Annotated in this window: 18 protein-coding genes; 8 read left to right on the top strand and 10 right to left on the bottom strand. The window is 54.9% G+C overall.

Features of this window, described 5'->3' with window-relative positions:
- Window positions 1-48: 48 nt before the first annotated feature.
- Together V1572_RS11495 and V1572_RS11500 are read right to left on the bottom strand one after the other, a co-directional pair.
- Window positions 49-147, bottom strand: coding sequence for a YoaK family small membrane protein (locus tag V1572_RS11495; RefSeq protein ID WP_014883431.1), 99 nt, complete (start codon window positions 145-147; stop codon window positions 49-51).
- A gap of 45 nt (window positions 148-192) precedes the next feature.
- Window positions 193-1,221: a sensor domain-containing diguanylate cyclase gene (locus V1572_RS11500; protein WP_032664129.1), complete on the bottom strand. Its 1,029-nt coding sequence runs from the start codon at window positions 1,219-1,221 to the stop codon at window positions 193-195.
- A 309-nt stretch (window positions 1,222-1,530) separates the two neighbouring features.
- On the opposite strand from V1572_RS11500, the gene V1572_RS11505 reads away from it, so the two are divergent.
- Complete coding sequence (locus V1572_RS11505) at window positions 1,531-1,785, top strand: DUF333 domain-containing protein (RefSeq protein WP_395299124.1); 255 nt, start codon at window positions 1,531-1,533, stop codon at window positions 1,783-1,785.
- An 80-nt stretch (window positions 1,786-1,865) separates the two neighbouring features.
- Window positions 1,866-2,171 (top strand): periplasmic protein, encoded by a 306-nt coding sequence (locus tag V1572_RS11510; protein ID WP_045401563.1) that lies wholly within the window; start codon window positions 1,866-1,868, stop codon window positions 2,169-2,171.
- Here the strand turns inward: V1572_RS11510 and V1572_RS11515 are convergent, their stop codons facing one another.
- The gene (locus V1572_RS11515; protein ID WP_395299125.1) at window positions 2,172-2,516 is read right to left on the bottom strand and encodes a DUF488 domain-containing protein; all 345 of its coding nucleotides are present in this window, start codon (window positions 2,514-2,516) and stop codon (window positions 2,172-2,174) included.
- A gap of 101 nt (window positions 2,517-2,617) precedes the next feature.
- Between V1572_RS11515 and V1572_RS11520 the strand changes: the two genes are divergently transcribed.
- Entirely contained in the window at window positions 2,618-3,325 is a 708-nt protein-coding gene (locus V1572_RS11520) for a CTP synthase (protein WP_045910233.1), read from the top strand.
- 31 nt (window positions 3,326-3,356) lie between these two features.
- Here V1572_RS11520 and V1572_RS11525 read toward each other — a convergent pair whose 3' ends face one another.
- Window positions 3,357-4,544: a CynX/NimT family MFS transporter gene (locus tag V1572_RS11525; RefSeq protein ID WP_048027504.1), complete on the bottom strand. Its 1,188-nt coding sequence runs from the start codon at window positions 4,542-4,544 to the stop codon at window positions 3,357-3,359.
- Window positions 4,545-4,643: 99 nt separating this feature from the next.
- Between V1572_RS11525 and V1572_RS11530 the strand changes: the two genes are divergently transcribed.
- Entirely contained in the window at window positions 4,644-5,435 is a 792-nt protein-coding gene (locus V1572_RS11530; protein ID WP_275990994.1) for a helix-turn-helix domain-containing protein, read from the top strand.
- Here V1572_RS11530 and V1572_RS11535 read toward each other — a convergent pair.
- On the bottom strand, window positions 5,419-5,865 hold the full coding sequence (locus V1572_RS11535; protein ID WP_008500737.1) for a DUF441 domain-containing protein: 447 nt from the start codon (window positions 5,863-5,865) through the stop codon (window positions 5,419-5,421). The two genes, V1572_RS11530 and V1572_RS11535, sit on opposite strands and share 17 nt — an antisense overlap.
- Before the next feature lie 145 nt (window positions 5,866-6,010).
- On the opposite strand from V1572_RS11535, the gene yoaI reads away from it, so the two are divergent.
- Entirely contained in the window at window positions 6,011-6,115 is a 105-nt protein-coding gene (yoaI, locus tag V1572_RS11540; RefSeq protein WP_010430055.1) for a small membrane protein YoaI, read from the top strand.
- 20 nt (window positions 6,116-6,135) lie between these two features.
- On the opposite strand, the gene V1572_RS11545 is transcribed toward yoaI, so the two are convergent.
- The 3 genes from V1572_RS11545 to yeaG form a co-directional block, all read right to left on the bottom strand.
- Window positions 6,136-6,636 (bottom strand): YbaK/prolyl-tRNA synthetase associated domain-containing protein, encoded by a 501-nt coding sequence (locus V1572_RS11545; protein ID WP_008500735.1) that lies wholly within the window; start codon window positions 6,634-6,636, stop codon window positions 6,136-6,138.
- 99 nt (window positions 6,637-6,735) lie between these two features.
- Complete coding sequence (locus V1572_RS11550; RefSeq protein ID WP_032651499.1) at window positions 6,736-8,019, bottom strand: YeaH/YhbH family protein; 1,284 nt, start codon at window positions 8,017-8,019, stop codon at window positions 6,736-6,738.
- Between the two features lie 73 nt (window positions 8,020-8,092).
- The gene (gene yeaG / locus V1572_RS11555; RefSeq protein ID WP_008500713.1) at window positions 8,093-10,027 is read right to left on the bottom strand and encodes a protein kinase YeaG; all 1,935 of its coding nucleotides are present in this window, start codon (window positions 10,025-10,027) and stop codon (window positions 8,093-8,095) included.
- 430 nt (window positions 10,028-10,457) lie between these two features.
- On the opposite strand from yeaG, the gene V1572_RS11560 reads away from it, so the two are divergent.
- Window positions 10,458-11,204, top strand: a complete 747-nt coding sequence (locus V1572_RS11560) for a MipA/OmpV family protein (protein WP_045910236.1) — start codon at window positions 10,458-10,460, stop codon at window positions 11,202-11,204.
- Between the two features lie 78 nt (window positions 11,205-11,282).
- On the opposite strand, the gene V1572_RS11565 is transcribed toward V1572_RS11560, so the two are convergent.
- Both V1572_RS11565 and gapA read right to left on the bottom strand, forming a co-directional pair.
- Complete coding sequence (locus V1572_RS11565; RefSeq protein WP_248221155.1) at window positions 11,283-12,167, bottom strand: D-hexose-6-phosphate mutarotase; 885 nt, start codon at window positions 12,165-12,167, stop codon at window positions 11,283-11,285.
- A 72-nt stretch (window positions 12,168-12,239) separates the two neighbouring features.
- Window positions 12,240-13,235, bottom strand: coding sequence for a glyceraldehyde-3-phosphate dehydrogenase (gene gapA / locus V1572_RS11570; protein WP_006809136.1), 996 nt, complete (start codon window positions 13,233-13,235; stop codon window positions 12,240-12,242).
- Between the two features lie 341 nt (window positions 13,236-13,576).
- Here gapA and msrB point away from each other — a divergent pair, with 341 nt between their 5' ends.
- Window positions 13,577-13,990, top strand: coding sequence for a peptide-methionine (R)-S-oxide reductase MsrB (gene msrB, locus V1572_RS11575; RefSeq protein WP_008500710.1), 414 nt, complete (start codon window positions 13,577-13,579; stop codon window positions 13,988-13,990).
- A gap of 41 nt (window positions 13,991-14,031) precedes the next feature.
- Complete coding sequence (locus V1572_RS11580) at window positions 14,032-14,304, top strand: YeaC family protein (RefSeq protein WP_023327144.1); 273 nt, start codon at window positions 14,032-14,034, stop codon at window positions 14,302-14,304.
- The last annotated feature ends 2 nt before the right edge of the window (window positions 14,305-14,306 follow it).

The following is a 14,306-nucleotide window of genomic DNA, read 5'->3' on the forward strand; positions in this document are numbered from 1 at the left end:
AAACGCTGCAATGGCAACGATCAGCATAATGACGGTTGTCTTCCGCATTTATGCCCCCGGCGCCGCGTAGCCGCCAACAAAAAACCACGCTAAAAAAACCACCGCCGTTATAAATATAACGACCGGGAAGAGGATCCCTATTCTCATACCATCACCTGTTTCGGTTTCTGTAACGCCGTAGAGTGTACGGGGTTAATCCATAGTGAGAAAGCGTGTTTTGCTTTTTCCTTTCTTATCCTGATACATCGCTACATCCGCAGCGCGTAACGCGCTGTCAGGATCGGTTGCGGCAGGGTCCACTTCGATCACACCGAAGCTGGCGCCCGGATAAATAATATGAACGCTGCCGAGCCAGTATTCGCCGGCGATGCAGGCGCTGAGGCGCGTTTTGAGCAGCGTAAGCTGCGCGTTATCCCCGTCCTGGTGGGGTTGACTCAGCGACGCGACCAGAAATTCATCCCCGCCCAGACGACCAATAATATCGTCCTGCTGTTTCTCTTCGGTCAAACGCTTGCCCACTTCTATCAGGAACTGGTCGCCAGCCTCGTGGCCGTAACGATCGTTAATCAGCTTGAAATCATCCAGATCGATAAACGCGATGATGGCGTTACGCTTCAGGTGCCGGGCCAGAGAAAAGAGGGTAGTCAGATCTTCAAAAATGGCGCGACGGTTGGGTAAACCGGTAAGGGCATCCGTATAAGAGTGCGCGATGAGGGCCGCATTGGCTTCGCGAAGCTGGGTCACCAGCGACTCTTTCTGAATGGACTGGGCAATCAGCCCGGCGAAGAGCTTCAGCACCTGTTCAGCGCGCTCGCTCAGCGGCTTTCTGGCCGTGCTGGTGGCGCAGAGCGTTCCGTAAAGTGAACCATCGGCAAGATGGACAGGAATACTCATGTAGGTGGTAATGCCAAGTGCTTTTGCGGCTTCACACTCGGGCCAACGTTCAGGCACATCATTGCTGAACATCGTGTCACTATCCAGCGCGCGTTTGCACAGCGTCTCATCCCATGGGACGCTCAGCCCCTCCGGGATCGTCATCTGTTTGCTGTTGCGGGCGTAGAGGATGTGCTGCAGCCGCGCCTCGATATCCACCTTCGTCAGGTAGGTCGACTCCATGTCGGTGACAATTTCCAGCATCTCCAGCAGCTGGCGAACAAGACTTTCAAGGGATTGCTCGGTGGCAAGGGTTTCTGAAACGCGAGCGAGGATAAGGTCCGACATGACGTAGAATGACTCCCAGGCAGAAGACGTCTGCATCTGCATGTTATGCTGAGTTTTTAGGCTTCAGGCATAGTAAAACATGAATACAGAAAATTTAATATATGCAGGAAGCGGGGAGCAGGCGAGAAAAAAAGCCCCGTTGTTGAGACCGGGGCAAAGACATCTTGATTACGGAATGATGTTCTCTGGTCATATCGAGAACATGCCACACTATAGTGCTGAAAAGTGCAGTTAAAATGGAGAAATCATGGAGAACGCGGCGATGACCCGTTACCCTTAGGGTGTAATGACGTCAAAAGGATCAATGAGATGAGATTTCTGCTTCTGACGCTGGCGCTTCCCCTGGCCGCCTGCACCGCAAAAACCAAGCCACCCGATGCGCCGAAACCGCCGCACGTTATCGGTATGGCGAACCCGGCCTCCGTCTACTGCCTGGAGAAAGGTGGGGAACAGATCCCGGTTCAAAGCCCGCAGGGCGTTCGCACCGAGTGCAAATTACCGGGCGGGGAAGTGATCGATGAATGGACGCTCTATCATCGCGATCATCCGCAACCCACCAGGTGACAGACGGATACCGCCTGCGATACACTTCTCTTTAGGATTAATCTTAGCCAGTTTCTGGCGTTCGTTTCCGCGAGAGAAGTATGTTTCAGCTAAAACCGGGCAGCATGGCGATGATCGTGGGTGCCCGCACGGCGTCAGGCCGTCGCAATATTGGTAAATCTGTTGAGCTGTTTGGCCTTTGCCAGCCAGGCCTGCGTTTCGTTAACCCGGTCAACGGCGTGATGACGCAATTACCGGCCACCGCAGATCGCGCGCTTTGGCTGGTGACGGGTGATGTCTACGCCTTCGATAACCAGCACGGCTTTGCGTTTGTCCGCGCCGAACATCTGATGCCGCTCACCCCGGATGAAGCGCCGCAAATTCTGGATGAACTGACGATCGGCTGATCACAGATGGCGCAGCCAGTCGGCTAAGACCAGGGCGTGATTTTGCTCCGTGTTTTTGGCAGCAAAGAGCAGGGTGACGGCCTGCCTGCGCGCCAGCGTCGCCAGACGCGCGCCCTCGTCAGCCTGCTGCGCCAGCTCTTCCCGATAGGCCTGGCTGAAGGCGGTGAAATCAATCGTTTCGCTATGAAAGGCCTTGCGTAGTTCCGTTGAGGGCGCGAGCGCTTTACACCATTCGTCATACACGAGGTCCGTTTTCTTAACGCCGCGCGGCCACAGCCTGTCTACCAGTACCCGATAGCCGTCATCAGAGCCTGCCTGTTCGTAGACCCGTTTGCACTGAATCATGATTTCACCCTCCCAATTTAAGGTATTGTGATAATTGCAAAAGATCGGTAGTCTGAGGTTCCTTATGTTATCTGATAATACTCTGGCATAAGGAACCTTTCATGGAACACCTCCCGGTTAAAACGACGCTGCGCATTGCGCTGGTTGGCGATTACAATCCCAATGTTATTGCGCATCAGGCGATCCCGCTGGCCATTGACGACGCCGCCGCAGTGCTTGACCTCACCGCCGATTACGACTGGCTGGCCACGACGGAGCTGACAAGCTCTGAAGATCTGGTGGGCTACGATGCCATCTGGCTGGTTCCTGCCAGCCCCTACAAAAACACCGAGGCCGCTTTTATTGCCGCGCGCTACGCCCGTGAAAACAGCATCCCGTTCCTGGGCACCTGCGGCGGGTTCCAGCATGCGCTGATTGAGTATGCCCGAAACGTGCTGGGCTGGGCTGATGCGGCACACGCTGAGACGGATACCGAAGGTACCATGGTGATTGCGCCGCTGACCTGCTCGCTGGTGGAAAAAACCGATGCGATTGAACTGCGCAGGAATACATTAATTGCCAAAGCGTACGGCAAGCCGGAAATTGAAGAGGGATATCACTGTAACTATGGCGTGTCTCCAGCGTTTGCACAGGCGCTGGAGAGCGGTGATATGCATGTGACGGGCTGGGACGATCAGGGTGAAATCCGTGCCGCGGAACTGGTCACGCACCCGTTCTTCGTGATCACCTTATTCCAGCACGAGCGTGCTGCGCTGGAAGGACGTCCGGTCGTGCTGGTACAGGCGATGCTGCGCGCGGCGCGCGGATAAAAAAGGCAGACCCGAGGGTCTGCCACACTGTTCAACGGGGCGCGATCTCCCGGTCTCGCCCGGCTAAGATGCCGCAGAGGGCCATAATCACGGCGGCCAGCGCGCAGCCCAGAAGCGGGATCCGCCAGTCTCCCGCGCTATCGTGAATTTTCCCCATTAGCGGAGGGCCGCAGGCGGCGAGCAGATAGCCAATTGACTGCGCCATGCCGGACAACGCCGCCGCCTGGTGTGCAGTGCTGGCGCGCAGACCGATAAACGTCAGGCCGAGGATCATCGTTGCCCCTGTGCCAAAGCCAAACACCAGCGTCCACATCACCGCCATGCCCGGCATAAACCATAATCCCGCCGCGCTTATCGCGCACATCAGCGCCACCGCGCCTGCGATCGCCCGCTGGTCTTTCAGACGGTGGAGGATCAGCGGAACGGCGAGTCCCGGCACGGCCGTGGCCAGCTGCAACAGACCGTGCACCGAGCCAGCCTGCGCTTCGCTGTAGCCGTGGCTCAGCAGTATTGCCGGCAGCCAGCCGATGATGACGTAGTAAATCAGCGAGTTTATCCCCAAAAAGAGCGTGACCTGCCAGGCGAGGGCCGAGCGCCAGATCGCGCGGTTATGCAGCGCGCCTGCGCCCGTTACCGTTGCGACGTGTTTCTGACGCCACTGCGGTAGCCAGAGCAGCAATGCGACCAGCGGAAACGCCATCAGCATCAGCAGCGCGCCATGCCAGCCCGCACTCCCTTGTGCCAGGGGAACGATCATCGCTGAGCCAAACGCTGCCGAAACGCCCATCGTCAGGGAATAGGCGCCGGTGAGCTTCGCCACCTGGCCTGGAAAATCACGCTTAATTAATCCGGGTAACAGCACGTTCCCGAGCGCAATACCACACCCGACGATCGCCGTTCCGGTGAAAAGCAACGCGGCGGAGGGCAGCGAGCGAACGGCAATCCCGGCGCAAATCAGCAGCAGGGCGATAAACAGGCTGCGCTCCATGCCGATACGCCGGGCAACGCCTGCGGCGAGCGGCGAGACGAGGGCGAAAGCCAGCAGGGGCAGGGTGGTCAGCAGACCGGTTTGCGCCGTGCTTAAGCCATAATCAAGACGAATGGTATCAAGCAGCGGCGCTGCGCCGGTAAAGGTGACGCGAAGCGTAGTGGCAATCATCAGGATGCCTGCAATCAACAGCGCGCCGTGTTTTCCTGAGGTGCGAATAGCAGTAGTCATTATGTTCTCATACGTTCAAGCGAGCGCACACAATACCGATTTTCTCAGCGGTTGAAATCAGGCTAAAATGACAGTTTATCGCTAATATCGGACAAACTGATGATTGGTCTGGGACTGGAAGGCTACGATCCAGATAGCCAGCACGATGCGGCCGTCGCATTTCGCATTCAGGTGGTGGCGGAGGAACAGTACATTCCCCGACATCATCACCGTAAGGGGCAGTTGATTCTGGCCCTCGGCGGCGCAATCACCTGCGAAGTGGAAAATGCGATGCTGATGGTGCCGCCTCAGTATGCCGTCTGGATCCCCGGCCAGATGCCGCACAGCAACAGGGCCACGCCGGGCGCGCAGCTCTGCTTTTTGTTTATTGAGCCGGGGGCCGTCAGCCTGCCCGAGCGCTGCTGTACCCTGAAAATCTCCCCTCTGGTGCGGGAGCTGATTTTATCGCTGGCGGAAAAATCACGTGAGCAGCTCTCTCTTGCGACCACGTCGCGCCTGGTGGACGTGCTGTTTGACGAGCTGCCGCTCCAGCGTCAGGAGCATCTGCAGCTGCCCGTGTCGCCCCATCCCAAAATCAGGCTGATGAGCGAGAAGATGGCGGAGGAGCCCGCCGCCTGGCAGACGCTAACGCAGTGGGCGAGCCACTTCGCCATGAGCGAGCGCAATCTGGCGCGGCTGGTGGTGAAAGAGACCGGTCTAAGCTTCCGCCGCTGGCGTCACCAGCTGCAGCTGATTGTGGCGTTACAGCATTTAATAAGCGGGAAATCGGTGCAGCAGGTGGCCCAGTCACTGGGCTATGACTCGACCACCGCATTTATCACCATGTTCAGGAAGGGACTGGGCCAGACGCCGGCGCGTTATATGGCCAGCCTGACTACGACTTCCCTATAAAAAGCGAGACAAGGCCAGCCGCAATCAGCGGGCCGACCGGCACGCCGCGAAAGAGCGCCACGCCCAGCACGGTGCCCACCAGCAGACCCGCCACCAGCGAGGGCTGGCTGCTCATCAGCGTGACGCCGCGACCGCCCAGCCACGACACAAAAATCCCCACCGCGATCGCCACCAGCGATTTCCAGTTTACAAACGAGTGCAGCAGCGTTGAGGCGGGAAGGGTGCCGCTGGCAATCGGCGCCATCACCCCAATGGTTAAAATGATAATCCCGATGGTGAGGCCTTGTTTTTCTATCCACGGGAAAAAGGTATTTAACGGGGTCACGCGCACAATAATCAGCACCAGAATCGAGATGGCGACGGTAGTGTTATGGCTGATAAAGCCGAGCGCGGCGAGTGCCAGAAGAATGAGCAGAGTAGGGTCAAACATAGGGAATCCTTGCCAAAAAAATTGTTCTGTTTACTGTACGCGCAAACGCGGCAGAGAACAGAGTTAAAAAGATTTTGTCATTGTCATAACCTTGTCATTTACGCGGATTAAAACGAAAGCAGATATCGCAAAAGGGGTCGCCATCATGAACGATCACATGTTTGTGGAAACGCTGATTATCTCCTCATCGTTTTTCGCTATTGCCGTTATTCTCGTTGCCTCCGTGCTGTTTCTGGAACGAAAAGGCTGACAGGGCGTCAGCCATCGCAGTTACGCTTTATGGAAGGTGACGAGCTCAGGACGGGCGATGCGCAGGTAATCCTGGGTATCCATAATCACGGATTTCTCCAGCAGGCCGGCGTTAAACGCGATTTCGTCAAAGCGCTCGAACAGCAGCGGGTCGGCAACCAGTGCCAGGTCAGGATGAAAGCTAAAGGGCGGGATAGCGCCGAAAACGCAGGCGGTCAGGGCATCGACTTCGGCCGGGCTGGCGAGGGAAGCCTTTAGCCCGCCAAAATGGCTGGCAAGCTGGCTCAGGTCAGCCTGCAGGTCGGCGGCCAGAATCGCCAGAACGTGTTTTTTCACGCCGTTTCCCTTCACCTTGCAGACCAGGGCTTTGGCGCCTTGCCGCAGATCGGTTCCGCGAATTTCACTTACCGCTTCACATTTCCCGACCGCCTCATGCTCCATGACGCGAAAACGCGCGCCCTGCTCGGTAAGTAAGGTAATGAGCTGCTGGTGGGTTCCTGTTCCAATAACGTCGTCAGTCATAACGATTTTCCCGGTGATAATCCAGTATGCAGCCTTCTACATTAGCACGGGATGAACAGGGTCGAAAGAAAACAGCCAGCGGGTTCGCTGGCTGTGGGTTTATGCGTTGCTGGTAGCAGACTGCTTGTGGAACAGCTCCCTGAACACCGGATAAATGTCATCCTGGTCACGGATATGCTGCATGGCGAAATTATCGAACATCGCCTGCAGATGCTCATACTCCCGCCACAGGGTCTGGTGCGCGCGACGGGTGATTTCGATATAGCTGTAGTAACGCACGACCGGCAGAATTTTCTTCGCCAGGATCTCGTGACACAGCGGCGAGTCGTCGGCCCAGTTATCGCCATCCGACGCCTGCGCGGCATAAATATTCCACTGCGCCGGGTCGTAGCGCTCTTTGACCACTTCATCCATCAGCTTCAGCGCGCTCGAGACGATGGTGCCCCCGGTCTCCTGCGAGTAGAAGAACTCATGTTCATCCACCTCCTTCGCCTGGGTGTGGTGGCGGATATAGACTACCTCCACGTTCTTATAGGTTCTGCTCAGGAACAGATAGAGCAGGATATAAAAACGCTTCGCCATATCTTTGGTGGCCTGATCCATCGAGCCGGACACGTCCATCAGACAGAACATCACCGCCTGGCTGGAGGGCTCAGGGCGTTTTTCGTAGTTCTTGTAGCGCAGGTCGAAGGTGTCGATAAACGGTACCCGTTCGATCTTCGCCCTCAGCTCTGCAATCTCTTTACGCAGGCGCTCCTCTTCCAGCAGTTGCGCCGGTTCCGTGTTTTCTACTACCTTGAGGCTGCTCTCCAGCTCGCGCAGTTCGCGACGTTTGCCTGCCGTCATGGCCGTGCGTCGCGCCAGCGAATTCTGCAACGAACGCACCACGCTGATGTTGGCGGGCACGCCGTTGGCGGTATAACCCGCGCGGTGGGTTTTATATTCATTAAGCTGACGATGCTGATTCTTTTTCAGATTCGGCAGCGCCAGGTCTTCGAACAGCAGGTCGAGATATTCATCTTTCGAAATCTGGAAGACAAATTCGTCCTGGCCTTCACCGTCCTGGCTGGCCTGTCCCTGACCGCTTCCTGAACCACCGCCGCCGCCCTGAGGGCGCTCAATTCTGTCGTTCTGAACGAAGTGGTCATTACCTGGGTGTACGCGATGGCGCAGGCCGCCTCGCCCCTGATGAAACATCGGTTCGCTGATGTCATCGGTGGGGATGGAGACAGACTCGCCGCTGTCGACGTCGGTCACCGAGCGTTTGTTGATGGCCTCGGAGATAGACTGTTTAATTTGCGCTTTATAACGACGCAAGAAGCGCTGGCGGTTCACCGTGCTCTTGTTTTTGCCGTTAAGACGCCGGTCAATAAACCAGGTCATATACCCCCCGTACTGCATTTGCCAACTTGCATTTTTAGGCCCGGCAGGCGCTAACCGCCGCCGGGCACTTATTTTAAGACGATTTACGCACGCGCAGGTACCATTCGCAGAGCAGGCGGACCTGTTTGCGGGTGTAGCCTTTTTCCATCATACGGTCGACAAAATCGTCGTGTTTTTTCTGTTCATCGGTTGAGGTTTTGGCGTTAAACGAGATCACCGGCAGCAGTTCTTCGGTATTGGAGAACATTTTCTTCTCAATGACCGTGCGCAGTTTCTCGTAGCTGGTCCAGTTCGGATTGCGCCCGTTGTTATGCGCTCTGGCGCGCAGGACGAAGTTCACAATCTCATTACGGAAGTCTTTCGGGTTGCTGATCCCGGCAGGCTTCTCGATTTTTTCCAGCTCCGCGTTCAGGGATTCACGGTCAAACAGCTGGCCGGTATCCGGGTCGCGGTACTCCTGATCCTGGATCCAGAAGTCAGCGTAAGTGACATAACGGTCGAAAATGTTCTGCCCGTACTCTGAATAGGATTCCAGGTAGGCCGTCTGGATCTCTTTGCCAATGAACTCGGCGTATTTCGGGATCAGGTAACCTTTCAGGAACTCAAGGTAGCGTTCAGCCTGCTCCTGCGGGAACTGTTCGCGTTCAATTTGCTGCTCCAGCACATAGAACAGATGAACCGGGTTGGCCGCCACTTCCGCATGGTCGAAGTTAAAGACGCGGGAGAGGATCTTAAACGCGAAGCGCGTGGACAGACCGTTCATCCCTTCATCGACCCCGGCGTAGTCGCGGTATTCCTGATACGATTTCGCTTTCGGATCGGTATCCTTCAGGCTCTCACCGTCATACACGCGCATTTTCGAGTAGATGCTGGAGTTTTCCGGCTCTTTCAGGCGTGAAAGGATGGAGAAGCGTGACAGCGTTTCCAGGGTGCCCGGTGCACACGGCGCATGCACCAGCTCACTGTGGTTAAGCAGTTTCTCGTAAATTTTGATCTCTTCGGAGATCCGCAGGCAGTAAGGCACCTTGACGATGTACACGCGGTCAAGGAAGGCCTCATTGTTCTTGTTATTACGGAAAGTCACCCATTCAGATTCGTTCGAGTGGGCAAGAATGATCCCGTTAAACGGCAGGGCAGAGATACCTTCCGTCCCGTTGTAGTTTCCTTCCTGAGTCGCCGTCAGCAGCGGATGCAGCACCTTGATGGGCGCTTTAAACATCTCGACGAATTCCATAATCCCCTGGTTAGCCCGGCACAGTGCACCCGAGTAACCGTAGGCATCCGGGTCGTTTTGCGCGAAGTTTTCCAGCTTGCGGATGTCGACCTTACCGACCAGCGCCGAAATATCCTGGTTGTTCTCATCACCGGGTTCCGTTTTGGCGATGGCGATCTGTTCCAGGATCGACGGCCAGACTTTCACCACGCGGAATTTGGTGATGTCGCCACCAAATTCGTGCAGGCGTTTGGCCGCCCACGGCGACATGATGGTGCCGAGGTAGCGACGCGGGATGCCGTACTCTTTATCCAGAATCTGCGCATCTTCCTGCGGATTGAACAAGCACAGCGGATGGTCATTCACCGGGCTGCGCTCGCCGTTGGCGCTCAGCACATAGATAGGCACGCGCTGCATCAGCGACTTCAGGCGTTCCGCCAGCGAGGATTTACCGCCGCCCACGGGGCCGAGTAAATAGAGGATCTGTTTCTTCTCTTCCAGACCCTGAGCGGCATGCTTCAGGTAGGAGACAATCTGTTCGATGGCATCTTCCATACCATAGAACTCTTCAAACGCCGGGTATCGGGCGACCACCCGATTCGAAAAGAGACGGGAAAGCCGGGGTTCCAGGGCAGTGTCAACCATGTTTGGCTCACCAATAGCCATTAATAGCCGTTCTGCCGCATTGGCATAGGCACTGCGATCTTGCCGACAGATGGTAAGAAACTCCTGCAGTGTGAACTCTTCGTCCTTGGCAGCTTCATAGCGCTGGCGATAGTGATCGAATATATTCATGGCATGCCGTCCTTTCGTTTTTTAGCACAGGATAAGAGCCGTTCGTATGAGTAGTGGAGGCTCCCGGAAGAGAATCTCTCGCACCTCACTGCCAGAGCAGCAACCTGTGTGCCAGGTCAGACGCTAAGAACCGCAGGTGTTCAGGAAAACTCTTCTTAAATTAAAGCGTAGATGGCATTTGCAAAACTTGCATGCCCATAAAATCTACTTTCAATGACATATCAATAACTCATCCAAAAATTTCCACTCTGGTAATAAGGCAAAAGCACGTTTTTCATTCAGCGTTCATGTAAATGAAAGCAGGTTGTCATCTGATAAGTTAAAAATAATGGGTTAATCGGACTGATTAGCAGGCAAAAAATTTTGGGATGTACGGGAATGGCGGTTACACTTCACCCGCTGATTATTTGACTACAGGAAAGAATGGATTGTGACCAAACTCAAACTTCTGGCATTAGGCATCCTTGCCGCGACCGCAGTAAGCACCGCACAGGCGGAAAGTCAGTGGACGGTTGGCGCGGGTGTTGGCGTCATTAACAGCCCGTACAAACAGTATGACCGTGATGTTTACCCTGTTCCCGTTATCACCTATGAAGGGGATAACGTCTGGTTCCGTGGGCTCGGCGGCGGCTACTATCTGTGGAACGATACGGCCGATAAGCTCTCCATCATGGCCTACTACGATCCGACGCACTTCAAGCCGGGTGACAGCGACAGCCACGCGCTTCGCCAGCTCGACAAGCGTAAAAGCTCGATGATGGCCGGCCTCTCTTATGTGCATAACACCCAGTATGGCTTCCTGCGTACGGCCCTGGCAGGCGATACGCTGGATAACAGCAACGGTTTTATCTGGGACCTGGCGTGGTTGTACCGCTATACCAACGGTGCTTTGACTCTGACCCCGGGGATTGGTGTGCAGTACAACAGCGAGAACTACAACGACTACTATTATGGCGTCTCTAAAAACGAGTCCCGTCGTAGCGGTCTGAAGAGTTACAGCGCAGATGACGGCTGGGATCCGTACCTGGAGCTGACCGCGAGCTATAACTTCCTCGGCGACTGGAGCGTGTACGGTACTGGCCGTTATGAGCGTCTGAGCGATGAAGTGAAGGATAGCCCGATGGTCGACAAGTCCTGGGCAGGCATCTTCTCTGTCGGTGTGACCTACAAGTTCTGATTGTGCACTCAAAGTGTGCAATTGATGCATTAAAACGGGGCGCATGCGCCCCGTTTGCTTTAGTGTGGTGCAGTGAAATTATCGCTTAACAATGCGGATCGTCTGCCCTAAACGAGATGGCTTCTCTTCACTCGCTTTCTGCGGGGTGGTCACGCAGGCGGTTTCCACGCAGACGAACGTTTTATAACCGTCGTCAGGCACGTCGGCCATGCTGACAGACAGCGCCGGACCCGGGTTCCAGCCCACCACGTTGCTATGGTGGTGATGTACCACCTCAATGCCGCGGTTCAGGGCACCGTCGTGGATCACGCTGCATGCTTCCGGATGCAGATAGACGCGGTCGGTACGGTCAGGAAACGCCTGAACGCCGTCACTCAGCTTCCCTTCTTTGGCGTTATCGACTTTGTCGATAAAGGTATCGCCAAGGCCGCTCACCTTCACTGCGCTGATGTCACCCACGTTGAAATAGGTGTGCAGGGCGGAGGTGGTTTCGAACTCGCCATGGGCTTCCAGTTCGATTTCACAGGTTTTACCCAGCTTAAAGCGGGCGTACAAGGTGAAATCGTGCGGCCAGAGCGCGCGGGTTTCATCGTTAGCCTGCAGTTCAAAGGTCAGCACGGCGCCGTTGTCGTCTTCGTTATGCGCTTTCAGGGTCCACTGCTGGTTACGGGCAAAACCGTGAGAAGGCAAACCTGGCTGTGCGGACGGGCCGAACCACGGCCAGCAGATCGGTACGCCGCCGCGAATCGCCGCCCCTTTTTTGAAAGAGGTCGCATCGCTCAGCCACAATCCCTCTGCTTCACCTTCGGGTTTCCATGAGAGCAGGTGGGCGCCGTTCAGCGCCACGGAGGCCTTAACGCGTGGATGGTCAACGACGATAACGTCAGCACCGTCAATCTGGCGGCGGGAGAGCACAGGGGTAAGTTGTTCGACTACCGGAAGTGCAAAAATTTTATTAATCATTAAGCAATCCTCTGTCTTATAAATAAAAAAGGCGACCGAAGTCGCCTTTTTGGATCAAACACTCATCTCAACTTATTTGGAGATGTGAGCGATCAGGTCCAGTACTTTGTTAGAGTAGCCGGTTTCGTTGTCGTACCAGGATACCAGTTTAACGAAGTTGTCGTTCAGTGCGATACCTGCTTTAGCATCGAACACGGAAGTGCACACTTCGCCGTTGAAATCGGTAGAAACAACGTCGTCTTCGGTGTAACCCAGAACGCCTTTCATTGGGCCTTCGGAAGCAGCTTTGATTGCTTTCTTAATTTCTTCATAAGAAGCAGCTTTTTCCAGACGAACGGTCAGGTCAACAACGGATACGTTAGGAGTTGGAACGCGGAACGCCATACCAGTCAGTTTGCCATTCAGTTCTGGCAGTACTTTACCTACAGCTTTAGCCGCACCGGTAGAGGATGGGATGATGTTCTGAGCCGCGCCACGGCCGCCGCGCCAGTCTTTGTGAGACGGGCCATCAACGGTTTTCTGAGTAGCGGTGGTTGCGTGAACGGTAGTCATCAGACCTTCGATGATGCCGAAGTTGTCGTTGATAACTTTAGCCAGCGGTGCCAGGCAGTTGGTGGTGCAGGATGCGTTAGACACGATATCCTGGCCAGCGTAAGTTTCGAAGTTTGCACCACGAACGAACATTGGGGTGTTGTCTTTGGAAGGACCAGTCAGAACAACTTTCTTCGCACCAGCAGTGATGTGTTTACGTGCAGTTTCGTCGGTCAGGAAGATACCGGTTGCTTCAGCAACAACGTCAACACCAATTTCGTTCCATTTCAGGTTAGCTGGGTCTTTCTCAGCAGTAACGCGGATGGTTTTGCCATTTACAACCAGGTGGCCGTCTTTCACTTCAACGGTGCCGTCGAAACGACCGTGAGTTGAGTCGTACTTCAGCATGTACGCCATGTATTCAGCGTCCAGGAGATCGTTGATACCAACGATTTCGATGTCAGAACGTTTCTGAGCAGCACGGAAAACAATACGGCCGATACGGCCAAAACCGTTGATACCTACTTTGATAGTCATATATTCCACCAGCTATTTGTTAGTGAATAAAAGGTTGCCTGTAAAATTACAAAAACCTTACGCAGCGTCAAGCGGAATCGTGTCAATCATTGCGACAAATCAATCCTGTGACTAACGTTTGTGCGACTGACTCGCCTCACTTTCCCTTTGAGCTTGCAACCACATGGGGGCTGCGCCCGGAATTTTAAAGTCCTCGCAGGATAAAAATGTGAATGTGATCACAATTGCCTGACCGCCTTTTCGCGACACATAAGTTTAGATCAAAAGTGCACGCAAGGGTGTTAATGTTTTGTTAGAATGCGGGGTAAAAGATGTCTGTTTCTACAGCGAGATGTAAGCATATGTCGAATCAACGTAACCCTGACGATTTGAAAAAAAACCTCACAGAAATGCAGTTTTACGTGACGCAGAACCACGGAACGGAACCCCCGTTCACCGGGCGTTTACTGCACAACAAGCGGGACGGTGTCTACCACTGCCTGGTCTGTGATGCCCCGCTGTTTAATTCACAAACGAAATTTGATTCGGGCTGCGGCTGGCCGAGCTTTTACGAGCCGGTGAGCGATGAGGCTATCCGCTATCTGACCGACTCGTCGCACGGCATGGTGCGCACGGAAATTCGCTGTGGCAACTGCGATGCGCACCTTGGGCACGTCTTCCCGGATGGCCCTCAGCCAACGGGCGAGCGTTTCTGCGTGAATTCAGCCTCAATGAGCTTCACCGATGATGAGAATGGCGACCAGATCAAGGGTTGAAAAAACGATTCAGCAAATTATTCCTTCGAAAGGGCGGGATTGTGAATATTGAAGACATGATTAGCGGTATGACGCCGGAAATTTATCAGCGTCTGGTCACCGCCGTAGAGCTGGGAAAATGGCCCGATGGCGTCGCGCTGACCCCGGAGCAGAAAGAGAACAGCCTGCAGCTGGTGATGCTGTGGCAGGCGCGCAACAACACCGACGCGCAGCACATGACGATCGACACCCGTGGTCAGATGGTGATGAAGAGCAAGCGTGAGCTGAAAGAGGACTTCGGTATCACGCCGAAGCCGATTGCGACTTTCAAATAAGG

This window comes from Enterobacter quasiroggenkampii (genome assembly GCF_043972695.1).
Classification (GTDB): Bacteria; Pseudomonadota; Gammaproteobacteria; order Enterobacterales; family Enterobacteriaceae; genus Enterobacter; species Enterobacter quasiroggenkampii.

Coding starts and splice junctions, on each gene's coding strand:
- V1572_RS11495 (WP_014883431.1), bottom strand. CDS start 147: ATGAGAATAGGGATCCTCTTCCCGGTCGTTATATTTATAACGGCGGTG.
- V1572_RS11500 (WP_032664129.1), bottom strand. CDS start 1,221: ATGTCGGACCTTATCCTCGCTCGCGTTTCAGAAACCCTTGCCACCGAG.
- V1572_RS11505 (WP_395299124.1), top strand. CDS start 1,531: ATGAGATTTCTGCTTCTGACGCTGGCGCTTCCCCTGGCCGCCTGCACC.
- V1572_RS11510 (WP_045401563.1), top strand. CDS start 1,866: ATGTTTCAGCTAAAACCGGGCAGCATGGCGATGATCGTGGGTGCCCGC.
- V1572_RS11515 (WP_395299125.1), bottom strand. CDS start 2,516: ATGATTCAGTGCAAACGGGTCTACGAACAGGCAGGCTCTGATGACGGC.
- V1572_RS11520 (WP_045910233.1), top strand. CDS start 2,618: ATGGAACACCTCCCGGTTAAAACGACGCTGCGCATTGCGCTGGTTGGC.
- V1572_RS11525 (WP_048027504.1), bottom strand. CDS start 4,544: ATGACTACTGCTATTCGCACCTCAGGAAAACACGGCGCGCTGTTGATT.
- V1572_RS11530 (WP_275990994.1), top strand. CDS start 4,644: ATGATTGGTCTGGGACTGGAAGGCTACGATCCAGATAGCCAGCACGAT.
- V1572_RS11535 (WP_008500737.1), bottom strand. CDS start 5,865: ATGTTTGACCCTACTCTGCTCATTCTTCTGGCACTCGCCGCGCTCGGC.
- yoaI (WP_010430055.1), top strand. CDS start 6,011: ATGAACGATCACATGTTTGTGGAAACGCTGATTATCTCCTCATCGTTT.
- V1572_RS11545 (WP_008500735.1), bottom strand. CDS start 6,636: ATGACTGACGACGTTATTGGAACAGGAACCCACCAGCAGCTCATTACC.
- V1572_RS11550 (WP_032651499.1), bottom strand. CDS start 8,019: ATGACCTGGTTTATTGACCGGCGTCTTAACGGCAAAAACAAGAGCACG.
- yeaG (WP_008500713.1), bottom strand. CDS start 10,027: ATGAATATATTCGATCACTATCGCCAGCGCTATGAAGCTGCCAAGGAC.
- V1572_RS11565 (WP_248221155.1), bottom strand. CDS start 12,167: ATGATTAATAAAATTTTTGCACTTCCGGTAGTCGAACAACTTACCCCT.
- gapA (WP_006809136.1), bottom strand. CDS start 13,235: ATGACTATCAAAGTAGGTATCAACGGTTTTGGCCGTATCGGCCGTATT.
- msrB (WP_008500710.1), top strand. CDS start 13,577: ATGTCGAATCAACGTAACCCTGACGATTTGAAAAAAAACCTCACAGAA.